Source organism: Flexivirga alba (assembly GCF_042661025.1).
Lineage (GTDB): Bacteria > Actinomycetota > Actinomycetes > Actinomycetales > Dermatophilaceae > Flexivirga > Flexivirga alba.
Genome location: NZ_JBHSWH010000001.1, coordinates 318,440 through 341,749 on the forward strand (window position 1 = coordinate 318,440; position 23,310 = coordinate 341,749).

Genomic DNA, 23,310 nt, shown 5'->3' on the forward strand with positions numbered 1-23,310 from the left:
CTCATCAAGGCGACGTGACGCGTTCACCCGCCGTTCACCACTGGGGTGGTAACACGTCACCCGGCTTCCCTACCTTCAGCGTTGACCGGCTGACGTGGCCGGTCCGACGACTTCATTGTGTGGAAGGCAGTTCTCTTGAAGATCACCCGCATTGGTCGCGCTTCCGGCCTGGCCGTCGCAGCAGCGCTCGCGCTCTCGGCCTGTGGCAGCGCCTCCAACTCCGACTCCAGCAGCTCGGCCGGTGGCAACTCCTCGACCGGCTCCTCCGCCGGAGCGACCGGCAGCAACGCAGCCGCTGCCAGCGACTGCTTCTCCGGCAGCCTCTCCGCGGAGGGTTCCACCGCGCAGCAGAACGCGATCACCCAGGCGATCTCGAGCTACCAGAGCAAGTGCAACGGCGCGAAGGTGTCCTACAACGGCACCGGCTCCGGCGCCGGCGTCACCAAGTTCATCGCCAAGCAGGTCGACTTCGCCGGCTCCGACTCGGCCCTCAACCCCGACAAGGGCGAGCCGGCCAAGGCCAAGGCCGCCTGCAGCTCGGACGCACTCGACATCCCGATGGTGACCGGTCCGATCGCGGTCTCCTACAACGTCAAGGGTGTCGGCAAGCTCAACCTCACGCCGCAGCTGATCGCCAAGATCTTCGCCGGCAAGATCACCACCTGGAACGACCCGGCCATCGCCGCCGCCAACAAGGGCGTGACGCTGCCCAGCACGAAGATCTCGGTGTTCTTCCGCTCTGACTCCTCGGGCACCACCGACAACTTCACCAACTACATGAACACCGTCGACCCGACGGACTGGCCCAACAAGCACGACAAGACCTGGAAGGGTTCGGTCGGCCAGGGCAAGGCCAAGACCGCTGGCGTCGCGAGCGCCATCAAGGCGACCGACGGTGGCATCGGCTACGTCGAGTGGGGTTACTCGATCCAGAACAAGCTGAACATGGCCACCGTTGACGGTGTTGCGCTGACCGCCGACTCCGCCGGCAAGGCCGTCGAGGCCGCCAAGGTCATCGGCACCGGCAAGGACCTGTCGCTGAAGATCGACTACAAGACCAAGGCCGCGGGTGCCTACCCGATCATCCTGGTCACCTACGAGATCGTCTGCTCGAAGTACTCGGACGCCACCAAGGCCAAGGACATCAAGGCGTTCCTGACCTACATGGCTTCGGCCGACTTCCAGAAGCAGCTGACCGGCGTCGGCGCAGCACCGCTGCCGGCACCGATCCAGGCCAAGGTTGTCGAATCGATCAACTCGATCAGCTGACGACTCGGAAGTTGATCACCATATGCACAGGAGGCTGAGGATCCGTTGGCGTTGCAAGGAGCTCGCGACTTGCGACACCAACGGGTCCTAACCTTCATGACAGGCTTGCGGGGGTGTCGTGATGAGCGACGCCCCCGCAGGCGTGCGTCAGCACCATCCGCCATACCGCACCATCGCGCCGGCACCTTGCTCCACGCCGCGCAGTTCATGGAGACCGAATGAGTTCATCGACAGGCGCGTCGCTCGGCGACGAGTTGCCCGACCCGGACGGGCGACCGCCGCTGCACAGCGACAACGCCAAGACGGGCCGCCTCGGCGACCGCATCTTCGGAGGCGCAGCCACTGGTAGCGGACTGCTGATCATCGCCATCGTGGTGCTGATCGCACTCTTCCTGCTCTTCCAGGCGATTCCGGCGATCGGTCAGGACAAGGTCAACTTCCTGACCAGCCGCGAGTGGCAGGTCTCGGAGAAGCGATTCGGCATCCTGCAGATGCTGTGGACGACCGTGGCGACCTCGGTCGTCGCGTTGGTGATCGCCGTTCCGTTCTCCATTGCGATCGCTCTCTTCCTCACGCACTACTCGCCGAAATGGCTGGCCGGGCCGGCCGCCGCACTGATCGACCTGCTCGCTGCCGTGCCGTCGATCGTCTACGGCCTGTGGGGCTACTTCATCGTCGCGCCGAAATACGAACCGCTGCAGAACTGGGTCTCCGACCACCTCGGGTGGTTCCCGCTCTTCGGCAAGGTCGGCGGCGTGGGCGGCGGCACGACGATCTTCCTGGTCGGTGTCGTGCTGGCGATCATGGTTCTGCCGATCGTCACCGCACTGACCCGAGAAGTCTTCGCGCAGGCGCCCGCAGCGCACCGCGAGGCGGCACTCGCGCTCGGCGCGACCAAGTGGGAGATGATCCGCACCGCGGTGCTCCCGTTCGGTAAGCCCGGCATCATCAGCGCAACCATGCTGGGCCTGGGTCGTGCCCTCGGCGAGACCGTTGCGGTTCTCTACATCCTGTCCTCGCTCCCGAACGGCACGAAGTGGACCACGTCGCTCTTCAACGGCGGCGACACCTTCGCCTCCAAGATCGCCAACAGTGCCGCCGAGTTCACCCCCGGTGTCGGCACGGGCGCTTACATCGCAGCCGGGTTGGTGCTCTTCGTGCTGACGTTCCTGGTGAACGCCTTGGCCCGAGTGGTCATCGAGCGTAGGAGGGCATTCTCCGAATGACTATGGACGTGAAGGACATTGCGCCGGCCGATGCCGGTGACCTCGGTGGTCTGAACCACGGCCGGTCCGGCATACGAGCGGCGAAAAACAGTCTCGCCACGGTCGTGATCTGGGCAGCCTTCGTGATCGCCCTGCTGCCGCTGGCCTGGATCCTGTGGACCGTGCTGTCCAAGGGCCTGAGCACGATGCTGGACGTCACCTGGTGGCAGAAGGACCAGTCCGGCGTCGGCGCACCAGGCTTCGACCACAACGTGCGCGGTGCGCGCCACGCGATCATCGGCACACTGATGATCGCGCTCGGCACCTCGGTGATCGCCATCCCGATCGCCGTCATGACCGCGATCTACCTGGTGGAGTACAGCCGGGGCAAGGTCGCAAAAGCCATCAGCTTCATGGTCGACATCCTCTCGGGTGTGCCGTCGATCGTGGCCGGCCTGTTCATCTACGCGGTCTGGGTGACCTTCTTCGGCTGGAAGTTGAACGGCTTCTGCTCGTCGCTGGCGCTCGTGTTGCTGATGGTGCCCGTTGTATGTCGTTCCACCGAAGAGATGCTGAAACTCGTCCCGAACGAGTTGCGCGAGGCGTCATACGCACTGGGCGTGCCGAAGTGGAAGACGATCGTCAGCGTCGTGCTGCCGACGTCGTTCTCGGGCATCGTGACCGGCTCGCTGCTCGGCTTCGCGCGGGTCGCCGGTGAGACGGCGCCGCTGCTGATCCTGGCTCAGTATTCGCAGTTCCTGAACCAGAATCTCTTCTCGGGCAACCTCGCCGCCCTCCCGACACTGATCAACACCAACCTGCCGAACATGGCCGGCGACTCGGTCAGCGCCGACCGGGTCTGGGGTGCGGCCTGCACCCTGATCCTGCTCGTTCTCGTGATCAACGTGATCGGCCGTGTCATCGGTCATTTCACGAAGGTCAAGAGCTGACCTCGACAACTAGGAAAACACTTCATGGGTAAGCGAATCGACGTCAAGGACCTCAGCGTCTTCTACGGCGACTTCAAGGCGGTCGAAGGCGTCACGATGACCGTCGAGCCGCGCTCGGTGACGGCCTTCATCGGTCCGTCCGGCTGCGGCAAGTCGACCTTCCTGCGCACGCTCAACCGGATGCACGAAGTCACGCCGGGCGGCCGGGTCGAGGGCAAGGTCATGCTCGACGACGAGGATCTGTATGCCGCCTCGGTCGACCCGGTCGCAGTGCGCCGCACGGTCGGCATGGTCTTCCAGCGGCCGAACCCCTTCCCCACCATGTCGATCCGCGACAACGTGGTGGCCGGGCTGCGACTCAACGGCGTCAAGAACAAGAAGGTGCTCGACCAGAAGGTCGAGGAGTCGCTGGTCGGCGCGAACCTCTGGAACGAGGTCAAGGACCGGCTGAGCAAGCCCGGCGCCAGCCTGTCCGGTGGCCAGCAGCAGCGCCTGTGCATCGCACGCGCGATCGCCGTCGAGCCGCAGGTGCTGCTGATGGACGAGCCGTGCTCCGCGCTCGACCCGATCTCGACGCTGGCCATCGAGGACCTGGTGACCGAGCTCAAGGAGCAGTTCACCATCGTCATCGTCACGCACAACATGCAGCAGGCCGCGCGCGTCTCGGACCGGACGGCGTTCTTCAACCTCGAGGCCACCGGCAAGCCGGGCAACCTGATCGAGATGGATGACACGCAGCAGATCTTCAACAACCCGACCAAGAAGGCCACCGAGGACTACATCTCCGGTCGCTTCGGCTGAGTTGGGCTGGACCGGCTTCTCTCCCCCAATGACCGAGAGGAGCACCCCCTGACCGAGGGGAGTACGGATTCGACCTAGATCCGTACTCCCCTCGGTCGTTCGATACTCCTCTCGGTCGATGAGCGAACCAAGGGCTGGCGTTCACCTGCCCCACGCGTGCAGTTCGCTCGGCGTTCCTGCATCATTTACTGGTGGTGAAAGACAAGGACAACCGCCGGCCGCGGTTCCGGGGCCGTAAGGGCAACACCCTCAAGGTCGCCGACTCCCACGGTCACCGCAGCACCACACCGCTGGTCCCGCTCGATGACGAGCTCACAAGGGAAGACGGCAGTTTCGCGTTCGGCTACTGCAAGAGCTGTGACTGGACCGGCCGGGCCCGGCGCTCGCGGGACAAGGCCCGCGAGGACGCCCGCGGTCATCGCGCAGAATGCAGCGGCAAGGGCAAGGTCATGCTCGGCGCCACCGACCACCGCTGACAAATCCGTCCCGCTGGGCTGGAACAACCTCGCCGCCGGCGCCGTTAGGCTTCATGGTGCGTCGGACCGCGGCAGCCCCGGGTCCCAAAAATAGCCGCTCCGAGCGGCCATGCGCCGTGAGGCGCTCCCGGTCCGGCGCACCAACTCTCAGGTCAGCGAATCGGCCCGCCACGCCGCGGCCGCTCGCTCCAGGTCCTGTGCCGTGTCCAGCAGCGCCGCAGCGCTCCGAGTGGCGGCTGCGGCGGCGTCCTCGTCAAGCCCGTCGTGGGTGTCGGCCCGGTAGGCGCGGCCGATCGAGATGATCCGGCAGAACGCCGCAGCGCGCTCCAGCGCGACCGCGAGATCTCCATCGAAAACACCAGTGAGTATGGCGTCCACCAGCGCACGCAACGCCTCCGGTGACGGCGGCTCCGCGGCACCGGCGATGGCGTGCTGGACGCCGGCGCGCAGCCGGCCAGTCTCGTAGTCGGCCGCCGCGCCCGCCGCATCACGACGCACCGACTCGTGTATGGCGTAGAGCCGCCACAACGCACCCGGCAGACTGACCGCCGGGCGTCCGGCCCACAACTCGGCGACGGTCGCCATACCGAGCTCGTCGACCAGGCTCACCAGCCGGCGAGTCAGCTCAGGATCGTCGGTCGCGCGACCGGTCCCGACCAGCACGGCCGCCGTCTCGTGGGCGATCTCCGACACCTCGGCGGGATCGACCCCGCCGGATGCCTGCGCGTCGAGCTCTCCGGGGGCGAACATCTTCGGCCGCCTCGGTTGTCGCGGCTGGCTGCCGCCGTCGTCCGTCATACCTGGCTCCCTCTGTCGTTGCCCATCCACGGTAGGCGATCGGCGTCAATCCAGCCGGTTGAGACCGAGGACCACGATGACCGCCTGGCCGGCTTCATCGCTGGCCGCGAGATTGACCTCGGCGTCGATGCCCCAGTCGCCGTCGCCGGCCGGGTCGTGGACCACCTGGCGAATCTCCCACTTCTCCTTGCCCCGCTCAATGCGAAGGTATGCCGGGCCACGCGCGTCCGCATCCGTCAGCATCTCGTCGTGCTCGTCGAAGTAAGTCGAAAGGTCGTCGTGCCAGGCGGATTCGTCCATCACGATCTCCGTGGCGGGCTCGGTCGACGCAGCGACGGAACGCTCCAGCGCGGCCAGCGCGGCCACGTCCCGGCGGGCGGCCAGCTCGAGCCGGTGGAACATCCCGCGGCGGATCTGGATCGGGAACGCCTTGCCCGTGGTGATCGACCGCGGCTGGTGGACCAGCGCCGCTTCGCGTTCTTCGTGCAGCGCGGGGTTGACCAGCTCCTCCCACTCGTCCAGCAGGCTGGAGTCGGTCTGCCGGATCACTTCGCCGAGCCACTCGATCAGGTCGGAGAGCTCGTCGGTCTTGGCGCTGTCGGGCACCGTCTGCCGCAGGGTCCGGTAGGCATCGCTGAGGTAGCGCAGCACGATGCCCTCCGAGCGAGCGATCTCGTAGTAGCGCACGAGATCGCCGAAGCTCCAGGCGTTTTCGTACATCTCACGAACCACGGACTTCGGCGACAGCGCCTGCTCGCCGACCCACGGCTGCGCGGTGCGGTAGGTCTCGAACGCTGCGTCCAGCAACTCGGCGAGCGGCTGTGCCCAGGTGATGTCCTCCAGCAGCTCCATGCGCTCGTCATACTCGATGCCGTCGGCCTTCATCTGCGCGACGGCTTCGCCACGCGCCTTGCGCCTCTGCGCCATCAGGATCGGGCGCGGGTCCTCCAGGATCGACTCGATGACCGAGACCACGTCCAGGGCGTGGGCCAGCTGGTCGGTGGCCGGGTCGTCGGCATCGGGCAGCACGTCCAACGCCGCGAGCGCGAAGGGCGACAGCGGCTGGTTGAGAGCGAAGCCGTCCTGCAGGTCGGTGATCAGCTGCAGCCCGCGGCCGTTGGGCAGCGGCTCCGGCAGGCGTTCGACGACTCCTGCTGTCAGGAGCTCGCGGGTGAGGGTGATCGCCCGGCGCGCCAGTCGCCTGCGGCGGCGTGGGTCTTCGTGGTTGTCGCGGACCAGGTCACGCACCGCGGCATACGGATCGCCTTCTCGCGCAATGAGATTGAGCAGCATCGAGTGAGTGATCCGCATGCGCGACTGCAGCGGCTCGGGGTCGGCCTGCATCAACCGCTCGAAGGTATCCTCCGTGTAGTTGACGAACCCCTCGGCCGGCTTCTTGCGCTGCACCTTCCGCAGCTTCTTGGGGTCGTCGCCCGCCTTCGCGAGCGCGCGGGCGTTCTCGATCTGGTACTCCGGTGCTTGGACGACGACGGTGCCGCTGGTGTCGAAGCCGGCCCGTCCGGCGCGGCCCGCGATCTGGTGGAACTCCCGCGCCTTGAGGAGGCGCTGCCGGGTGCCGTCGAACTTGGTCAGCCCGGTGAAGATGACGGTCCGGATCGGCACGTTGATGCCGACGCCGAGCGTGTCGGTGCCGCAGATCACCTTCAGCAGCCCGTCCTGCGCGAGGGTCTCGACCAGGCGCCGGTATTTGGGCAGCATCCCGGCGTGATGGACGCCGATCCCGTGGCGCACCAACCGATTCAGGGTCTTGCCGAAACCGGCGGAGAAACGGAAGTTCGCGATGACCTCGGCGATGCGTTCCTTGTCGGTCTTGCTGAGCATGTTGATGCTCATCAACGCCTGGGCCTGCTCGAGAGCGGCGGCCTGGGTGAAGTGCACGACATACGCCGGCGCTTCCTTGGCGTAGAGCAGCTCCTCGATCGTCTCGTGCAGTGGCGTCATCGCCCAGCGGAAGCTGAGCGGCACGGGGCGTTCGGCCTGCGCGACGGTGGCGGTCGGGCGGCCGGTGCGCTTGGTCAGCTCCTCCTCGAAGATCGTCACGTCGCCCAATGTCGCTGACATCAGCAGGAATTGGGCCTGTGGCAGCTCGAGCAGCGGTACCTGCCACGCCCAGCCGCGCTCCGGCTCGGAGTAGAAGTGAAATTCGTCCATGATCACCATGCCGACGTCGGCGGTGCGTCCCTCGCGCAGGGCGATGTTGGCCAGCACCTCCGCGGTGCAGCAGATGATCGGGGCGTCGGCATTGACGGAGGCGTCGCCGGTCAGCATGCCCACGTTGTCGGCGCCGAACGTCTCGCACAGCGCGAAGAACTTCTCCGACACCAGGGCCTTGATCGGTGCGGTGTAGAAGCTGACCCGGTCGCCGGCGAGCGCTGCGAACTCCGCGGCCGTCGCGACCAGGGACTTCCCCGACCCGGTGGGTGTCGCGAGGATGACGTTCGCGCCGGCAAGGACCTCGATGATCGCCTCCTCCTGGTGTGGGTAGAGCGTGAGGTTGCGCTCCCCGCCCAGGCCACGAATCGCGCATATGTCTCGTCCGGGTCATCGGTTTCGGGCAGGCGGTCGTAGAGATTCATGGTGCGGCCAGTGTCCCAGGTGAGTCGGCGGCCCCGGACCACCGGCGAGGATCACTCCCCCGTTGCCGATGGCCGGAAGCCGGCCCGGGTGGCGCCCAACCACTGAAGCGCGAGCGGCATCGCCTGGATCCACACACTCATCCGGTGGCCGACGCGCCGCCATACGACAGTGGTCACCGACATCGGTGCCCTGGCCTGCTGCGCGAAGCGCTCGCTCGGACGGCCGGACACCGGATCTTGCAGCGCCACCTGTACCCAGGCTGCGACCGGCGGTGGGTTCGACTTCTCCCGTCGCATCAGGTCGTAGCACGCGGGCACCCGGCCACCGAACGGGTGCCACCGCCCGAAGATCGGTCGGAAGTAGCCGCCCAGCACGATCATCGATCCGAATTGCTGCGGGCGGTGCATCGCCGACAACGCCGCGCAGTAGCCGCCCGCGCTGAAGCCGAGGGTGGTCCACGACCCACGATCGGGCCGCGCCCGTAGATGCTGCACGACCCACCGGGGCACGTCGCGGGTCAGCCAGGTCAGCATGGGCATGCCTGGGGCGTCTACGCATTCGGTGTCGACGCCGTGTGGCAAGTAGGTCGGGGCAATCACGATGGCGGCTGCCAGCTGGTGGCGTTCGACCAGTCTGCTGATCATGGCGCCGAGGTGCACAGGGCGATGGAAGTCGTCGGGCGTGCCCGGCACGCCGTGGAAGGCCTCGATCACCGGAAAGGTCCGGTTCCGCTGCGCCGGGTCGTTGTATGCCGCCGGCAGCCACACTTCCATCGTGACGTCCCGCCCGGTCGGGCCGGGCAACGTGACGCTGGTGTATTCGCCGTGATCGCGATGCCGATGCCGCAGGCCCGCCTCCCAGTGCGACCGGTGGCGCCGGAACCGGTGCTGCGCCTGCGAGTCAGCGACGATCGCCTTCGGCGACAGCGCCGGCTGGACCGGGTCCGCGCCATACGTCATGGGACCGCCGTGCTGAGAGTCAGCGCCGACGAGCGAGCTGCGCAGGTCGGACCAGTCGGCATACCAACCGTTTTCGGAGTTCAGAGTTGCCGCCACGGCGATCAGCACCAGCACCATCGCGGTGGCCTGGGTGGCCGCCCGGCCGAGCACCGCGCGCAAGCCGCAACGGGCGAGACGCGGCCAGCACACGAGCACCGCTGCGAATGCCGACGCGGCCAACACCCATGTCACGATCACGGTCCCCACGCCGTTCGGCGCCATACGTCATCCCCCGATGCTGCAGTCCCCTGGCGCGGCCCCCGATGAACCAGCCACCGCGCCCCATTGTGCCCTGCCGCGCACAGCCGTCGCACCGGATATTCGCGACTGTCGCCAACTGAGTGTCCACGGGTCGATGTGACGCTGCGCAGCGGCTTTGACTACTCTTACGGGCGCAAGTACCAGGGCCTTTAGCTCAATTGGTAGAGCTGCGGACTTTTAATCCGTAGGTTGCGGGTTCGAGCCCCGCAGGGCCCACCATCACCATCACCATCGGTCGCGCGCTCCGAAAATGCGGAGCGAGACGACGCGCCCGTTGAGAGAATCTCTCCGTGGAACTCATCGCGAGCGGCCGGGCCGCTGATGTCTTCGACGCCGGTCCGGGTCGAGTGCTCCGCCGCTACCGCATCCCAGGACTGGACACCGCCAAAGAGGCGGAAATCATGCAGCACGTGGCGCGGGCGGGCTATCCCGTGCCCGCGGTGTATGACGCGGACGGTCCCGACTTGGTGCTGGAACGCATCGAGGGCAGCTCCATGCTCGACGCGCTGCAGCGAGCGCCGTGGCGGCTACGGCGGTACGCGCGGCAGCTCGCCGAGTTGCACGCCCGGCTCGGTGCCATCACCGCACCGCCGGGACTCTGGCAACCGCTCGGACCGGGCACCGATCTGATGCACCTGGACCTGCACCCGGACAACGTGATCCTCGCTCCGTCCGGCCCGGTGGTCATCGACTGGACGAACGCTGCGGGAGGCACGGCTGCCGCAGACGTCGCCGACACCTGGCTGCTGCTGGCGTGCGCGCGACCGGTCGAGAGCAGTCGGGTGCTCGTTGCCGCGCAGCGCGCATTTGCAGCAGCCTTCATCGCCGCGGCCGACCGTGCATCTGCCCGCGAGCAGTTGCACGCCGTATTCGCGCACCGCATCCAGGATCGCAACATGCAACCCGAAGAGGTCGCGCGAATGCGTCGGCTGGTCGCCCGCGAGACCGGTCGCGACCCCGAATCCTGATCGCTCAGTTCGCTTTTGCTTCCTGTCGATAGTGGTCGGCGAGCCGCCGTTCACCGACCGGCGGCGAGATCACATCGTGGGTGAGGACTGTCATCGGAAACTCGATGACACCGTGCATGCGCAGTGGGGTCAACAGGCGCATGAGCACCAGACCGAACGTGACGATCCATACCGGGATGTGCGTGATGCGCGGCGGCACGTTCAACGCGTCGAACGCATCCCGTGCGATCTGCTCGTGCGTGAGGACCTCAGGGCCACCCAACTCGATCTCGTCGGCGTCAAGGGTGAGGGCATCGACTGTTGCCGCAGCGACATCGGCACCGGCGATGGGATTGATCCGCAAGCTGCCGTCGCCGAAGACGTATACCCGGCCCTTACGGGCCATGTCGAGGTATTCGTCGAAGTCGGAGAAGTAGCCGTTCGGCAGCAAGATCGTGTGCGCCATACGAGAGTTGCGAAGCTCTTCTTCGAACGCGCGCTTCGCGCGGACGAGCTGCAGCTTCTCGAGGGCGGGTGCGCGCACCACCGAGATGTAAACGAACTTGCCGACTCCGGCCCGCCCGGCTTCCTCCAGGAGGTTCCGGTTTGCCCCGAAGTCCACGTCCCAGCAGGTCTGTTTACCCGCTTTCCCGACCAGCCCCACGGCGCTGACGACGACGTCGACGCCATCGCAGCAACCCGCGAGCGCCTCTCGGTCGGTGGCGTCCGCGGTGAACATTTCGTCGACGGCTGCGCGGATCGGTTCCAACCGAGCCGGGTCGCGGACGAGTGCCCGCACGTAATGCCCGCGGGCCTTCAGTTCTTTGACGATGTGACTTCCCAAATAGCCGGTGGAACCGGCGACCAGGACCCTCATGCCGACACCTTCCGGAAGCCGTAGCGGTGCCAGTCGGCCAGAACCTTCTCCTGAATTTCGGGTGGCCAGCCGTTCTCGAAGCTGCCCTTGATGGGCCGCCGGCCTGCCGGGAAGAGGTCGGCGAGCAGGCAGTTGTAGATCACCTTGCCGGCCCGGAAGGTGTGCTGCTCCTCCGGCGACAGGTAGACGGCGAGCTGGTCGCTCGGCGAGGTCGGGAAGTGGAACTCGCCGCGGTCGACTTCGGGGTGGGATCGCGTCGCGAACGCCCATACGACCTGGTCCAGGTCGGTGATGTCGATGTCGTCCTCGACGACCAGGATCTTCGGGGCGTTGACGCCTGGCTTGCCGGCGAAAATGACCTCGGCAATCTGCTGGACCAGTTCGTGCGAGCCGAGCTCGGTCGTCTCGTGCCAGTCCTGCCGGACGGCCACTGAGAGCCAGTGCAGGGCCGCCTCGAAGTTGTACCAGGCCGACGACACCGGCAGCCCGGCCTGCCGGAGGAGGTGCAGGATCTCCGCGGCGCTGGTGGTGCCGATGATGGTGTGGTCCTCCTCGACGGGCGGTCCGGCTGCGACGGCGGGCAGGATCGCCGCATCGCGGTAGGTGATGGCCGAGACCGTGAAGAGTTGCTTCGCGGAGGCATCCGTCGCGTTGTAGCCGGGAAACTCGTTGAACGGGCCTTCCGTGACCGTTTCGTCGATGCTGATGTGTCCCTCGACCACGATCTCCGCTGTCGCGGGCACGAGCAGATCGACGGTTTCGGCGCGGACGACCTCGATTCCTTCGCCGAAAAGTGCGCCGAGATAGTGGCTCTCGTCGGCGCCTTCCGGGATCGGCATACCGCCGACGAGCGGCAGCCCGGGCTCGACCCCGATCGCCAGCGCGATCGGCATCGGCTCACCGATCTCGGTCCACTGGGAACGGACGATGCCGAGGTGCTGCGGGTCAGGGATCAGGCAGGCCAGTGTGTCCTTGCCCGCGATCATCATCCGGTTGATCGACCAGTTCGTCCATTTCCCGTCGGGCGTCGTCACGATGTTCATGCCGTAGGTCTGCAGGTATCGGCCGCCGTCATTGCCGTGCAGGAACGGGGTGGGGAAGGCCTCCAGATCGATGTCGTCGCCGGTCACGATGTTCTGCTTGCAGGGTGCCTCGGCAGCGGGGATCTCGACCGGCGGGATCCCGGGCCGCGCGCGGGCGTCGGCCAACGTCTGCACGATCTGCTGGCCGGTCGCATCGGCCGGGAGGCCGACCGCGAGGGCGAGCCGCGCGAAGCGGTGGGTCGGACCGCTGAGCGCTCCGGGCGCACCCAAGACTCGGAAGTCGGTGTCCTGATAATCGGTGATGTTGGTGAAAAGTGGCGCCGGTGCCTGTACGTCATACGAGCGACGAATGATGGCGCCGATCTCGAGATTCCAGTCCACTTCGGTGTCGATCTGCTGGATCTCGCCGACGGCGTTCAGTTCGTCGATGAACTCGCGGAGACTCTTGATGTGCTTCAACGGTGTGCCCTTCGGGTTGAGTTGGATAGTGCTGTCAGTGGGGTCGGAACGGCGGCGTCGGCGTCGTCGCCCCAGCGGGGTGTGCCCGGCACGTCGATGTCGAGCAGGTCGAGGGCGCGGGCGGCGGTATGGCGGACGATGTCTTCCACGCTTCGCGGGCGCAGATAGAAGGCCGGCACGGGTGGCATGACCACGCCGCCCATCTCGGAGACGGCAGCCATGGCTCGCAGATGGGCCAGCGTCAGCGGCGTCTCGCGCACCAGCAGGACCAGTCGCCGTCGTTCCTTCAAGGTGACGTCGGCTGCTCGGGTGAGGGCGTTGTCACCCAGACCGTGCGCGATCGCGGACAGCGTGCGCACTGAGCACGGAGCCACGATCATGCCGTCGGCCCGGAACGAGCCCGATGCGATGGCGGCTCCGACATCGGACGGCTTGTAGGTGACGTCGGCCATCGCCCGTAGGTCGCGGGCGGACAGGTCCGTCTCGTACTCCCGCGTCTGCTGGGCGGCGGACGTGACCACCAGGTGCGTTTCGACATCCGCCGCGCGTGCGAAGCGCAACACCTGCACGCCATACGCGATCCCGGTTGCGCCGCTGATCCCGACAACGAGCCTGCGGCGCCCGGGTGGCCTTACTTCTTCCACAACTCCTCCATTCGTGTACCGATCGGTCCACGAATGGTTAGACTAGCACCATGGCCAGACCAGCTCAGCCCCTTGATCGCTCACGCGAGGACGACTTGCTCCGCACCGCTGCCCGGGATTTCGCGTCCGCGGGGTATGCCGGGACCTCCCTGAACAACGTCATCACCGAGGCGGGCTGGGGAAAAAGCTCCTTCTACCACTACTTCGCCAACAAGCGCCGGCTGCACGATCACGTGGTGCACACCCTGGCTGCGCGACTGGTCGACGGGGTTCGGGTGCCGGACATCGAGAAGGTTTCCGGCGCCGAGTTCTGGGTCACGATGGCGGAGTTGGTCGAGGCATTCGGGAAAACGGCACGGAGCCACCCGGAGACCGGGTACCTGGGTGAGATGTTCCATGCTCCGGCAAGCGACGACGACGGGTCGCTGGCAGAGCTGCGCGAGCAGGTCGAGCAGTGGCTCCGCCGAGCGGTCCGGCACGGCCGTCGCGTCGGCGCCGTCCGTGACGACCTGCCCGACGACCTCCTCGTCGAGCTCACCCTGGGCACCCTGCGGACACTTGACCGCTGGGCGGTCCGTCGCCGACTTCATCCGGAGGCCGCCGATGCGCCGCACCTGTCCATCCAACTCGTTCGCGACCTCATCGAACGACGTTGACACTCAAGCCTTTTCGACAGATCAGAACGGAAACTGAGATGGCAGCCGCGCACCCCGTACCCACACTCGAGGACAGCGTCGAGATCGAAGCGTCCCCGGAAGAGGTCTGGGAGGTGATCAAGGACGTACGACGGCTCGCCGAGTGGAGCCCGCAGGTTGAATCCACCCTCCTGAAAGGCGATCTCGCGTTAGGGGTTCGGTTCACCAATGCGAACCGACACGGGGAACTGACCTGGAGGACGCACGGCCAGGTCGTGACCTTCGAGCCGGGCAATGAGATGGCCTTTCGAATCGAGGAGAACTGGGTGGTCTGGTCCTTCCGGCTCGAGAAGACCGACCGCGACACGGTGATCCTGACCCAGCGCCGTGATGCCCCCGACGGCATCTCCGATCTGTCGAAGAGCCTGACCGACACCTATCTGGGCGGGCAGGAGCCCTTCACCGCGGTTATGCGCGAGGGGATGCGCGTCACGCTGCAGGGGATCAGGGAAACGGTGCTGTCCGGAGTGCGGAAGTAGGCAAAGCTCACGCCGGGCTGCACGTGCAACCCGGCGTTGGCGTGACAGGCCGGCGTCAGCCCTGGGACGCCTTGCTCTGGTCGGTGCTCTCGGTGATGCCCAGGCCGTTCTTGTTGCCGGTGTGCATGATCCCCGACAGGGTGCCCTCCAGGCTGGTCAGTGAGGTGAGGTCGCCGCTGGTGATCTTGCCCTTGAGCCCGCCGAGTGCTCCGACTGCGTTCTCGATGGGTGCGGCGAGCACCTTGCACAGGGTTGGGTTCGCCTCGACGTTCTTCTTGGCGTTGTTCATCAGTTTCAGGTCGAGGGCGGAAACTCCGACACCCTTGATGATGGCCTTGATTCGGCCGTGGGCGCCCTTCTGGAACGTGCCCGCCTTGTAGGGCTTCCAGATCCAGCGGTGGAAGGTGCCGACGGTCAGGCCGATGTCCGTGACGAACCTGGTCTTCGCGAAGGATCGGGTGTTGGAGGTCGGACACTTCGCCGCTGCGTTGGTCGCAGTTCCCGACGAAGTGGCGCCAGCCGATGCGGCGCCCGAATTGCTTGTGGCGGCAGCGTTCGACGACGCTCCGGAGGCGGTATTTGACGATGCCGACGATGACCCGTTGTTGCAACCTGCCACGAGGGCGAGGCTGAGCAGCGCGGGCACGGCGACGATGCGGGGTAGAGAATTCATGGCGTTACGTTTTCGTAGGTTCATGTATGAATGATGAGAGTGGGCGCTTCGGTCGGCGGTCCGATATCGATCTGTGATCTTGCGATGGCCAACCCAGTGCCGCATTCGGGAGTCCTTCAGGCATGAACACTCGGGGATATGTCATCGCAACCACTCTGACCACCGTCTGCGCGCTCGGTGCGATCGGCGCGGCTGGGCCGTCGGCTCTCGCGGCGGCTCACGACATGACCGGCATCGCGCACCTGGCGACGGCCACCGCACCGACTCTTGGCTCGGCGCACAGCTTCACGCACGGACTTGGGACCGCTCGCCCGAAAACCGTTGACTTCGGCGGGGATCCAACCAGCTACATCAAGAACGTGCACTGGTCGTCATGGGGCGGGAAGGTCGCCACCGGGACCGGCACAGCCTGCCGTCCGCCAGCCAACGGGCCGTTCGCCTACTGCCGTCCCACCACCGCGAAGATCAAGGCTTTCGGACTCGGAAGCTGCACCAAGCACGGGCGCGCGGCATACACCAGCGTCGAGTGGTGGTTCCCGGTCGACGGCACCTTCAACCCGAAGAACAACTCGGTCTTCAATACGTGCACCGCCGACATCCGGTAGCCACCTGCTCGATCACTACCTCTCTCCCCAGAGCGCGAGGTCCTCGTCCGCCATCGGTGCGTCGAAGTCGTCAGGAATGGAGATGACCCCGGCGAATTGCCCGAATTTGCGAGTCGGAGCCTCCGCCTTCGTCAACACCGCGACCGGCCGACCATGACTGGTGATCGTCACGGTCTCGCCAGTCGCGACGACGGACAGCAGCGAGTCCAGCGTGGCTTTTGCCTCAGCGGCAGTGACCGTCTTCATCCCTCGATAGTGACACCGATGGTGGCGGACGCGGCCGGTTCTTTTGATCCAACCGTCTTTGCCACCTGCCCCGCTCATGGGGTCGGCACTCCGACCGGTGTGAAGAAGTTGATCAGGTTGCCGTCGGGGTCACGGAACAGCAGCGACTTGTTGCCCCACGGCATCAGCGTCGGCTCGTTGACGAAGGTGTCCACCACTGGCTGGAGCGCGGCATATGTCGCGTCGACGTCATCGACCTGGAAGTCGAGGACGACCGAGCGGTTGGCTTTCGCCTCTGCGGCGTTCTCGCCGAGCAGCGGAACGGTTTGGCTGCTGGAGATCGCCAAAGTGCCTGCGTTGGTGCGCAATTCGGCGAACAGCGGGTGCAATCGGTGCGCGTCGATGCCCGTCACCTTCTCGTAGAAATTGACCAGAGTGTCGACGTCGTCGGTGACGATGCGGGTGGCGGCAAGCTGCACGGTGTCTCCTTTTGTGGCGGAGTGCTCGACGGCTGCGAGCACGTCCTGACGCTAGAAGCGCTTCCGGACAGGGCGTGTCCGTTGCGGCATCGGCACTGGTCCCCCGACGCTGGGAGTGGAAAGGTCGTTCTCATGAACAACGCCGTCTCGGTGCTCGCGAACAACCGCTACCTGGTGCTCGGCACCGTTGACACAGAAGGCAATCCATGGACCACACCGGTGTTCTTCGCGATGCTTGACGACGATCGGCTCTGCTGGGTCTCGTCACCGCAGAGCCGCCACTCGCGCAACATCGCCGCTCACCCGGCGATCGCGATCACGGTCTTCGACTCGAGCGTCCCGGTCGGATCCGCCGAGGCGGCATACTTCGAGGCGATTGCCGCTCCGGTGGCTGAGCAGGCGGTCGGGGGCGCAGTCATCGCCTTGAATTCCCGCCTACCCGACGGCAAGCAGCTGAGCACCGAGGACCTCGAGCCGGCCGGACCGCTCGTTGCGTATGCCGCGGCCATACGACGCCGCTTCGTCCTCGTCCGCGGCGGCAGTCCACACTCCACCCACGCGTTCGACACGACAGTCGAGATCTGAGTGCACCCCAACCTCAAGGGTCATCTCGGCTGACACCCGACGCATGCGGTGGGATGGTTGGCTTGTGTCAGCCAGCCGGGGGCATGCGAGCGACGAGTCCGGGACAGACCCGGCGCGAGGTCACGGTGACCGCGTGCCGGTCGCCGTCTGGGTGATCGCGGCCGGCTACGTCGTGCTCGAGCTGGCGGTCAGCGGCCGCTACGGGTTCCAGCAGGACGAGCTCTACTTCCTCGTGGCGAGCCACCACCTCGCCTTCGGGTATGTCGACCAGCCCCCTCTCGCGGTGCTCCTCACCCGCACCACCGACCTCTTCGGGGTGAACCCGACAGCGATCCGGATCCTGCCGGCGCTGGCGGGTGGCATCGTCATTGTCCTGAGCGCGCGGTTGGCGGCACTCTTCGGCGGTCGTCGGGGCGCCCGGGTGATCGCGGCACTCGCGGTCGCGATCACGCCAATCCTCCTGGGCGCCATGCACATTGGGAACACCACGCCATACGACCTGCTCGCGTGGACGGTCGTGACGCTCTGCGTCGCAACTGCGCTGCTGCGAAGCCGGCCACGGTGGTGGCTTGGCGCCGGCATCGCCGCCGGGATCGGCATCAACGATGAATACCTGATCCTCACCCTGCTGGCCACCCTGGTCATCGGGATCGCGCTGACCTCGGCGCACCGCGGCGTCCTGGCCAGTCGGTGGCCGTGGTTCGGCGGGGTCATCGCGCTGCTGATCTGGCTCCCAAACCTGGTGTGGCAGTTCGCGAACGGCTGGCCCCAGCTGACCATGGCGTCCGCGCTACACGCGGAGAACACCTCGACCGCCGACTACCTGGCTGGATTGCCCCTGCAGTTTCTCTATGCCGGGCTGCTCGGGACGGTGGTGGGCATCGCGGGGCTCGTCGCGCTCTGGCGTTCGACGCAGCTGCGATTCCTCGCCGTCGCTGCCTCGATCATCCTGGTCTACGTATTGGCCTGGGTCCCCGGGAAGGTCTATTACGTCGACGGGGTCCTGCCTGTTCTACTCGCCGCCGGCGCTGTGTCGGCCGAGCGGAGGATCAGCAGGGCTCGACGGCCCCGTCGTCGGCGATTGGCACTCGGCGCCCTTGCTGTCGTCGGCACCGTCGTCCTCTTGCCATCGGTGCTGCCGGTGCTGCCGGTTGCGCAATTGCACACGGCCACCAATGCGACGAGCATCGCGGACGGCGTCGGCTGGCCACAGCTGGCGGACGCCGTGGCAGCTCAGGACAAATCGCTCACGCGGGCGGGGCACCCGCCGACGTCGATCTTCACCGGGGCATTCGCCGAGGCCGGCGCACTCAGGATGTATGGCGCGAAACACAATCTGCCGCCGGCGATCTCGGGACACAACGCCTTCTGGACCTGGGGCCCGGGCGACGCTGCCGACACGACGGTTCTGTATGTCGACGCGGCCGACCAGTTGCGGCCCTATTTCGCCAGCTGCCGCCGACTCAGCGTCTACAACCCGCCCTATCAGATCAAGAACGACTGGAACGATCTGCCGATCGGCGTCTGCACCGGCCCGACCGCGTCATGGAAGGCGCTGTGGCCGAAACTCAGGCACTACGACTGAGTCAGTGCAACGTCCTGGAGCGCTGCCAGGCGTTGCACCTCCGCCGAGGTCGGCGTGCGGCGCGGGTCCCACTTCCTCGAACCACGACACCGTGACTTCGTCGCGCTCCTTGCGCCATACACCCGACACCACGCCGCCCCGTATGACGAGATTGGCCCCTCGCGTGCCGACCGAACGCCGTTGCGCGACAAGGAGTCTCGTGTCCGCGGTGCCGGGACCGAGCAGCCACGGGTCGAAGCCGGGCAGCAGCCGGACCTGCTCCGTGGGTTCGGCCGACGTGATCGAATCCAGGTCTGCGGTGCGGACGTAGGCCTCGCAGGTATGCCGGCAAGGTGGTCGGCGATCTCCTGACGCGTCTTCGGACCGGACTCGAGCAGGTCCCGCATCGTCGCACGGCACGGATCCCAGTCCGCCAGGCTGAAACCCGCCTGTCGCTGGAAGCGCACCTTCTCCCACGAGAGGCCGGCCGTGTGCACCGACAGGATGACACGACGTACGACATCGACGACTGACTCACCCAACGGGCCGACCAGGCAGTGCCGTCGCAGCCAAGCCAACGTCCGATCGTTGTCGAGTCGTATCACTCAGTCGCGCCACCGGAGCATGCGGCCCGGCAGCCGGGTCGCGCCGGCGACCAGCGCGACGAAGACTGCGGCCGCAATCGCGACGCACACGCTCATCACGGCGACGTAGCCGTAGCCGTGTGGGCGCGGATCGAGGAACGGGTAGGGATACCAGTCGGCGATCGGCCCTCGGATCAGCGAATAGGCAAGGTAGGCAATCGGATACGCGAGCCAGAGGAGGGCCGGCCGGACTCCGATCGTGCGCTCGGGCAGGTCGAGCAGCCAGTCGATCACCGTGACGATCGGCACGATGTAGTGCAGCACGACGTTCGCCCACGGCAGCGGCGTGTTGACGTCGACGTTGCTCAGCAGCAAGGCGTAGACGACGCCGGTGATCGAGATGTAGACCGTTGCGGCACCCCGCACGCGGTCGAGCCAGCGCGGCTCCCCTGTCCCCGCAGCTGTATGACGGCCGCCACCGCGAACACCACAGCGACGATGATGTTGGACTCAATCGTGAAGTAGCTGAAGAAGTTTCCGGCCTTCCCGGGCTCCGCACGGGTCAGCACTTCGACCAGTTGCACGACCACCGTGAAGGTGATCAACATCGCCATGAGCAGTCGCAGCACGGCGTGCACCCGCACTGGAGTCGAGACCCCCGGACCACGCACCTGCTGCTCGACCGTCATAGGGCCTCACGGTAGGGGTTCGAGCGGGCGCTGGCACGCAGCGCGCGGAAACCGGCTGCAACCAGGGTTAATTCCGTTGCACGGGTCCGTCGCGTCTGCTGCACTGAAGGAGTCCTGTCCGAGATTCGAGGAGCTCGCAAATGCGCCGTCCTTCCTGCACCGCACCGATTCATTCCTCCGCGGCCAAGGACAGGACCCTTGAAAACAATCAATCTCGGAATACTCGCTCACGTCGACGCCGGTAAGACCACTCTGACCGAGCGCCTGCTCTTCGACGCAGGCGCCATCGACAGCCTCGGCAGCGTCGATCGCGGCACCTCGGCGACCGACACCCTAGAGCTGGAGCGTCGGCGTGGCATCACCATCAAGACAGCGGTCGCCACGTTCACCACGGGTGACCTGTGCGTGAATCTCGTTGACACTCCTGGACACCCGGACTTCATCGCAGAGGTCGAGCGCGCGCTCGGGATCCTCGACGCGGTCATTCTGGTCATCTCTGCCGTCGAAGGCGTGCAGCCGCAGACCCGCATCCTGATGCGCGCACTGCAACGGCTGCAGGTGCCAACGGCGTTGTTCATCAACAAGATCGATCGCGCAGGAGCCGACCCTGAGCGGGTGATGGATGAGATCGCGCACCGCCTGAAACCGGCTCCGGGCACTCGTGTGCTGCGCGGGTCGGCTCGCAACGGTGACGGCATCGAAGAACTGGTCGACGAGATCCGCAGCATGCATCCTGCTTCCGGGGACCCCGCGGCTCCCGTCTCCGCGACCGTCTTCTCCGTCGAGCGCGACGGTCGAGCGTGGATCCGCGTGCATGACGGCACGATTCACGTGCGCGACCGGCTCGGTACGCGATCGCGGGTCACTGCGATCAGCGACCCGACCGGCGAGCGCACGCAGGAGCTCACGCCGGGTGGCATCGGTGTTCTCACCGGTCTGGACCACCCGCGAGTCGGTGACCGGATCGGTGTCGACGGTGCCCGGCAGGTCAGCACGCTGCGGCCTTCGACACTGGAAACCGTTGTCGACGCATCGAATCCGGCGCAACGAGGTCAGCTGCTGGCCGCGTTGGCGACGTTGGCCGATCAGGACCCGCTGATCAACCTGCGCCAGGACGACGAGCGTGCAGAGGCTCGGCTGTCATTGCACGGCGAAGTGCAGCGGCAGGTCATCGCCACCCGCCTGGCGGACGAGTTCGGAGTGACGGCAACCTTCCGCCCGTTGTCGGTGATGTGCATCGAGCGCGTCACCGGAAGTGCATCGGCGCAGGAGATCATCGCGACCCCGCCGAACCCGTACCTGGCGACCATTGGCCTTCGAGTCGACCCCGCGCCGGTGGATAGCGGCGTCAGCTTTGAGCTGGAGGTCGAGGCGGGTTCGATGCCGCCGGCGTTCTTCACCGCCGTGCGGTCGTCCGTCGACGACACCCTGCGGCAGGGGCTGAGCGGCTGGCCGGTGACCGATTGCGTTGTCACGATGACGCATTCGGGCTATTGGGCGCGCCAATCCCACGCGCACGGGAGTTTCGACAAGTCGATGTCCAGCACAGCCGGCGACTTCCGGTTGCTCACCAGAGCTGTGCTGATGCGTGCGTTGCGACAGGCCGGCACGACGGTGTGCGAGCCGGTCGAGGCCTTCACTCTGGACCTGCTGCCCGAGCAGGTCCCGACGATGCTCGGCGAGCTCGCCCGGTGCGAAGCCGACGTGACCCGCACCGAGATCGATGACCGTGACGCGCGCATCGAGGGCGTCATACCAACGCGGGTAACGGACTTCGTGCAGCAGCGGCTGCCGGACCTGACCAGCGGCGAGGGTGTGGGAGAGCCGGCTGGACCATCACCGCGCGGTCCGCGGTGCCGCGCCGAAGTCACCGCGGGTGGGTGTCGACCCGGGCGACTGGGCGGCCTACGTCAAGGCACACCCGCGCTGATCTGCCCACCTCCTGGGCGCGGTGCGGGTGGTGCGCGAGTATGGCGGCACCACTCGCACCGCGACAGGACAGTTTCGTGATCGACCGGCTCAAGCGCATCATGCAGGACGTCGACAACCTCGACGTCTCGATCTTCGAGGGCATCGCCACCGCCCGGAGTCCAATCCTCGACACGGTGACGCCTCGGCTGACCGACGTTGCCGACCACTCGGTTTTGTGGTTCGGCATCGCTGGCGCGTTGGGGTTGAGCCGTGACCGGCGGGCCAAGCGTGCTGCGCTGCGCGGGGTCGCGTCGATCGCAGCGACCAGCTTGATCGCGAATCAGGTTGCCAAACGGACCAATCGGCGTCCTCGGCCATCGATCGCCTCCGTGCCAGTCACGCGCCTGTCCCGGCGGCTGCCGACGTCGTCCAGCTTCCCGAGCGGGCACGCCGCGAGCGCAGCGGCCTTCGCCGCCGCGGTCGGCCTGGAGATGCCGGCGCTGTCGGTGCCGTTGCGCGCACTGGCCGCGCTGGTCGGTTTCTCGCGGATCTCGACGGGGGCGCACTACCCGTCCGACGTCGCGGTCGGCTGGCTGCTCGGGACCGCGGTCGCCGGGGTGGGCGGACGTGTCGTGCCGCCGGCGGAACCACCGTCCGTCATACAGCGCCCTGACGCCATACAGCTGGAGGCGAAGCCGACCGGGTCAGGCCTGGTGCTGGTCGTGAACCCGGCCTCGCACAGCGGCGAGGGCAAGCGCGTGCTGGACAAGGTGCGCGAAGAGCTGCCCGATGTGGAGATCGTCGAGCTCGAGGAGGACGCTGACGTCGAAGGGGTGATGCGCGAATCCGCTTCTCGCGCAGAGGTTCTCGGCGTCGCCGGCGGTGACGGCACGGTGCGTACGGCGGCGCAAGCCGCACGTGACGCGGACCTGCCGCTCGCGGTGTTCCCAGCCGGCACGTTCAACCATTTCGCGAAAGACGCGTGGACCTATCCGCTGCGCGCCGCGATCATCGCGGTGAAGCAGGGCACCGCCGCCAAGGTCGACCTGGCCTATCTCAACGACAAGGTCTTCCTCAACACCGCCAGCGTGGGCGTCTACACCGACTTCGTCGCGGTGCGTGAGCGGAACGAGAAGCGCGTCGGCAAACCACTGGCCGCGCTGTATGCCGGAGTCCGCACCCTGCTGCGCTCGAAGCCGATCACCGTCCGCGTCGACGACCGCACCGCCGAGGTCGACCTGCTCCTTCCTGGGCAACGGCGAATACCAACCGCACGGCTTCGCACCGAGTTTCCGCGAGCGCATGGACGACGGCCTGCTGGACCTGCGCATGCTCGACGCGTCCGGCTTCGGCGCGACGCTGACGATCCTGGCGTCCCTACTCACCGGCCAGCTGGGCCGCCACAAGCGGTACCACGAGATCCACGCGCCGTCGCTGAAGATCGAAGTGCTGCAGGGCGGTCCGGTGCGGATCGCACGTGACGGCGAGCTGGGCG

General features: G+C 66.7%; 24 protein-coding genes, 1 tRNA gene and 1 pseudogene. 15 read left to right on the top strand and 11 right to left on the bottom strand.

All coding sequences use genetic code 11. From position 1 onward, the window contains the following. Positions 1-135 precede the first annotated feature (135 nt). The 5 genes from pstS to ACFQDH_RS01540 all read left to right on the top strand — a co-directional run bounded on the left by pstS (position 136) and on the right by ACFQDH_RS01540 (position 4,701). On the top strand, positions 136-1,269 hold the full coding sequence (gene pstS / locus ACFQDH_RS01520; RefSeq protein ID WP_382397807.1) for a phosphate ABC transporter substrate-binding protein PstS: 1,134 nt from the start codon (positions 136-138) through the stop codon (positions 1,267-1,269). A gap of 218 nt (positions 1,270-1,487) precedes the next feature. Further along, a complete protein-coding gene (gene pstC, locus ACFQDH_RS01525; protein ID WP_382397809.1) occupies positions 1,488-2,495 on the top strand; it encodes a phosphate ABC transporter permease subunit PstC in 1,008 nt (335 codons plus the stop codon). Between the two features lie 8 nt (positions 2,496-2,503). After that, positions 2,504-3,424 (top strand): phosphate ABC transporter permease PstA, encoded by a 921-nt coding sequence (gene pstA / locus ACFQDH_RS01530; protein WP_465253872.1) that lies wholly within the window; start codon positions 2,504-2,506, stop codon positions 3,422-3,424. A 24-nt stretch (positions 3,425-3,448) separates the two neighbouring features. Then, positions 3,449-4,225, top strand: a complete 777-nt coding sequence (pstB, locus tag ACFQDH_RS01535) for a phosphate ABC transporter ATP-binding protein PstB (RefSeq protein WP_382397811.1) — start codon at positions 3,449-3,451, stop codon at positions 4,223-4,225. Positions 4,226-4,416: 191 nt separating this feature from the next. Continuing rightward, positions 4,417-4,701 carry a hypothetical protein gene (locus ACFQDH_RS01540; RefSeq protein ID WP_382397813.1) on the top strand — a complete coding sequence of 95 codons (285 nt, stop codon included), beginning with the start codon at positions 4,417-4,419 and terminating at the stop codon, positions 4,699-4,701. 147 nt (positions 4,702-4,848) lie between these two features. Here ACFQDH_RS01540 and ACFQDH_RS01545 read toward each other — a convergent pair whose 3' ends face one another. The 3 genes and pseudogenes from ACFQDH_RS01545 to ACFQDH_RS01555 form a co-directional block, all read right to left on the bottom strand. Next, positions 4,849-5,499 (bottom strand): hypothetical protein, encoded by a 651-nt coding sequence (locus ACFQDH_RS01545; protein ID WP_382397815.1) that lies wholly within the window; start codon positions 5,497-5,499, stop codon positions 4,849-4,851. A 45-nt stretch (positions 5,500-5,544) separates the two neighbouring features. Continuing rightward, positions 5,545-8,096 (bottom strand): annotated as a pseudogene (locus ACFQDH_RS01550) (DEAD/DEAH box helicase). Positions 8,097-8,147: 51 nt separating this feature from the next. Continuing rightward, positions 8,148-9,287: an alpha/beta hydrolase gene (locus ACFQDH_RS01555; RefSeq protein WP_382397817.1), complete on the bottom strand. Its 1,140-nt coding sequence runs from the start codon at positions 9,285-9,287 to the stop codon at positions 8,148-8,150. A 212-nt stretch (positions 9,288-9,499) separates the two neighbouring features. On the opposite strand from ACFQDH_RS01555, the gene ACFQDH_RS01560 reads away from it, so the two are divergent. Together ACFQDH_RS01560 and ACFQDH_RS01565 are read left to right on the top strand one after the other, a co-directional pair. Continuing rightward, positions 9,500-9,575 (top strand) — tRNA-Lys (locus ACFQDH_RS01560). Between the two features lie 71 nt (positions 9,576-9,646). Beyond that, positions 9,647-10,324, top strand: a complete 678-nt coding sequence (locus ACFQDH_RS01565) for a phosphotransferase (protein ID WP_382397819.1) — start codon at positions 9,647-9,649, stop codon at positions 10,322-10,324. Between the two features lie 4 nt (positions 10,325-10,328). Here the strand turns inward: ACFQDH_RS01565 and ACFQDH_RS01570 are convergent, their stop codons facing one another. Genes ACFQDH_RS01570 through ACFQDH_RS01580 form a run of 3 tightly spaced genes read right to left on the bottom strand, consistent with a single transcriptional unit; the run spans position 10,329 to position 13,326 of the window. Next, on the bottom strand, positions 10,329-11,180 hold the full coding sequence (locus ACFQDH_RS01570; protein WP_382397821.1) for an SDR family oxidoreductase: 852 nt from the start codon (positions 11,178-11,180) through the stop codon (positions 10,329-10,331). Next, a complete protein-coding gene (locus ACFQDH_RS01575; RefSeq protein ID WP_382397823.1) occupies positions 11,177-12,682 on the bottom strand; it encodes a UbiD family decarboxylase in 1,506 nt (501 codons plus the stop codon). The genes ACFQDH_RS01570 and ACFQDH_RS01575 overlap by 4 nt, the downstream gene beginning before the upstream one ends. Next, positions 12,679-13,326 (bottom strand): UbiX family flavin prenyltransferase, encoded by a 648-nt coding sequence (locus ACFQDH_RS01580; RefSeq protein ID WP_382397825.1) that lies wholly within the window; start codon positions 13,324-13,326, stop codon positions 12,679-12,681. The genes ACFQDH_RS01575 and ACFQDH_RS01580 overlap by 4 nt, the downstream gene beginning before the upstream one ends. 50 nt (positions 13,327-13,376) lie before the next feature. Here ACFQDH_RS01580 and ACFQDH_RS01585 point away from each other — a divergent pair, with 50 nt between their 5' ends. Both ACFQDH_RS01585 and ACFQDH_RS01590 read left to right on the top strand, forming a co-directional pair. Next, positions 13,377-13,982, top strand: coding sequence for a TetR/AcrR family transcriptional regulator (locus tag ACFQDH_RS01585; protein ID WP_382397827.1), 606 nt, complete (start codon positions 13,377-13,379; stop codon positions 13,980-13,982). 38 nt (positions 13,983-14,020) lie between these two features. Beyond that, complete coding sequence (locus ACFQDH_RS01590; RefSeq protein ID WP_382397829.1) at positions 14,021-14,500, top strand: SRPBCC family protein; 480 nt, start codon at positions 14,021-14,023, stop codon at positions 14,498-14,500. A gap of 55 nt (positions 14,501-14,555) precedes the next feature. Here ACFQDH_RS01590 and ACFQDH_RS01595 read toward each other — a convergent pair whose 3' ends face one another. Then, positions 14,556-15,173: a hypothetical protein gene (locus ACFQDH_RS01595; RefSeq protein WP_382397831.1), complete on the bottom strand. Its 618-nt coding sequence runs from the start codon at positions 15,171-15,173 to the stop codon at positions 14,556-14,558. A gap of 122 nt (positions 15,174-15,295) precedes the next feature. Between ACFQDH_RS01595 and ACFQDH_RS01600 the strand changes: the two genes are divergently transcribed. Beyond that, complete coding sequence (locus ACFQDH_RS01600; RefSeq protein ID WP_382397833.1) at positions 15,296-15,778, top strand: hypothetical protein; 483 nt, start codon at positions 15,296-15,298, stop codon at positions 15,776-15,778. A 15-nt stretch (positions 15,779-15,793) separates the two neighbouring features. Here the strand turns inward: ACFQDH_RS01600 and ACFQDH_RS01605 are convergent, their stop codons facing one another. Together ACFQDH_RS01605 and ACFQDH_RS01610 are read right to left on the bottom strand one after the other, a co-directional pair. Then, a complete protein-coding gene (locus ACFQDH_RS01605; RefSeq protein ID WP_382397835.1) occupies positions 15,794-16,024 on the bottom strand; it encodes a type II toxin-antitoxin system Phd/YefM family antitoxin in 231 nt (76 codons plus the stop codon). A gap of 74 nt (positions 16,025-16,098) precedes the next feature. Beyond that, the gene (locus ACFQDH_RS01610; protein ID WP_382397837.1) at positions 16,099-16,524 is read right to left on the bottom strand and encodes a VOC family protein; all 426 of its coding nucleotides are present in this window, start codon (positions 16,522-16,524) and stop codon (positions 16,099-16,101) included. 90 nt (positions 16,525-16,614) lie between these two features. Between ACFQDH_RS01610 and ACFQDH_RS01615 the strand changes: the two genes are divergently transcribed. From ACFQDH_RS01615 to ACFQDH_RS01625, 3 genes are all read left to right on the top strand, one after another. After that, the gene (locus ACFQDH_RS01615) at positions 16,615-17,067 is read left to right on the top strand and encodes a pyridoxamine 5'-phosphate oxidase family protein (protein WP_382397839.1); all 453 of its coding nucleotides are present in this window, start codon (positions 16,615-16,617) and stop codon (positions 17,065-17,067) included. 133 nt (positions 17,068-17,200) lie between these two features. Then, the gene (locus tag ACFQDH_RS01620; RefSeq protein WP_382397841.1) at positions 17,201-18,652 is read left to right on the top strand and encodes a glycosyltransferase family 39 protein; all 1,452 of its coding nucleotides are present in this window, start codon (positions 17,201-17,203) and stop codon (positions 18,650-18,652) included. 54 nt (positions 18,653-18,706) lie between these two features. Beyond that, on the top strand, positions 18,707-19,003 hold the full coding sequence (locus ACFQDH_RS01625) for a hypothetical protein (protein WP_382397843.1): 297 nt from the start codon (positions 18,707-18,709) through the stop codon (positions 19,001-19,003). Positions 19,004-19,236: 233 nt separating this feature from the next. On the opposite strand, the gene ACFQDH_RS01630 is transcribed toward ACFQDH_RS01625, so the two are convergent. Beyond that, entirely contained in the window at positions 19,237-19,641 is a 405-nt protein-coding gene (locus ACFQDH_RS01630; RefSeq protein ID WP_382397845.1) for a Pr6Pr family membrane protein, read from the bottom strand. Beyond that, the gene (locus tag ACFQDH_RS01635; protein WP_382397847.1) at positions 19,581-19,904 is read right to left on the bottom strand and encodes a hypothetical protein; all 324 of its coding nucleotides are present in this window, start codon (positions 19,902-19,904) and stop codon (positions 19,581-19,583) included. The genes ACFQDH_RS01630 and ACFQDH_RS01635 overlap by 61 nt, the downstream gene beginning before the upstream one ends. A 198-nt stretch (positions 19,905-20,102) precedes the next feature. On the opposite strand from ACFQDH_RS01635, the gene ACFQDH_RS01640 reads away from it, so the two are divergent. Beyond that, a complete protein-coding gene (locus ACFQDH_RS01640; protein WP_382397849.1) occupies positions 20,103-21,914 on the top strand; it encodes a GTP-binding protein in 1,812 nt (603 codons plus the stop codon). Further along, on the top strand, positions 21,875-23,296 hold the full coding sequence (locus tag ACFQDH_RS01645) for a bifunctional phosphatase PAP2/diacylglycerol kinase family protein (RefSeq protein ID WP_382397851.1): 1,422 nt from the start codon (positions 21,875-21,877) through the stop codon (positions 23,294-23,296). Before ACFQDH_RS01640 ends, ACFQDH_RS01645 begins: the two co-directional genes overlap by 40 nt. The last annotated feature ends 14 nt before the right edge of the window (positions 23,297-23,310 follow it).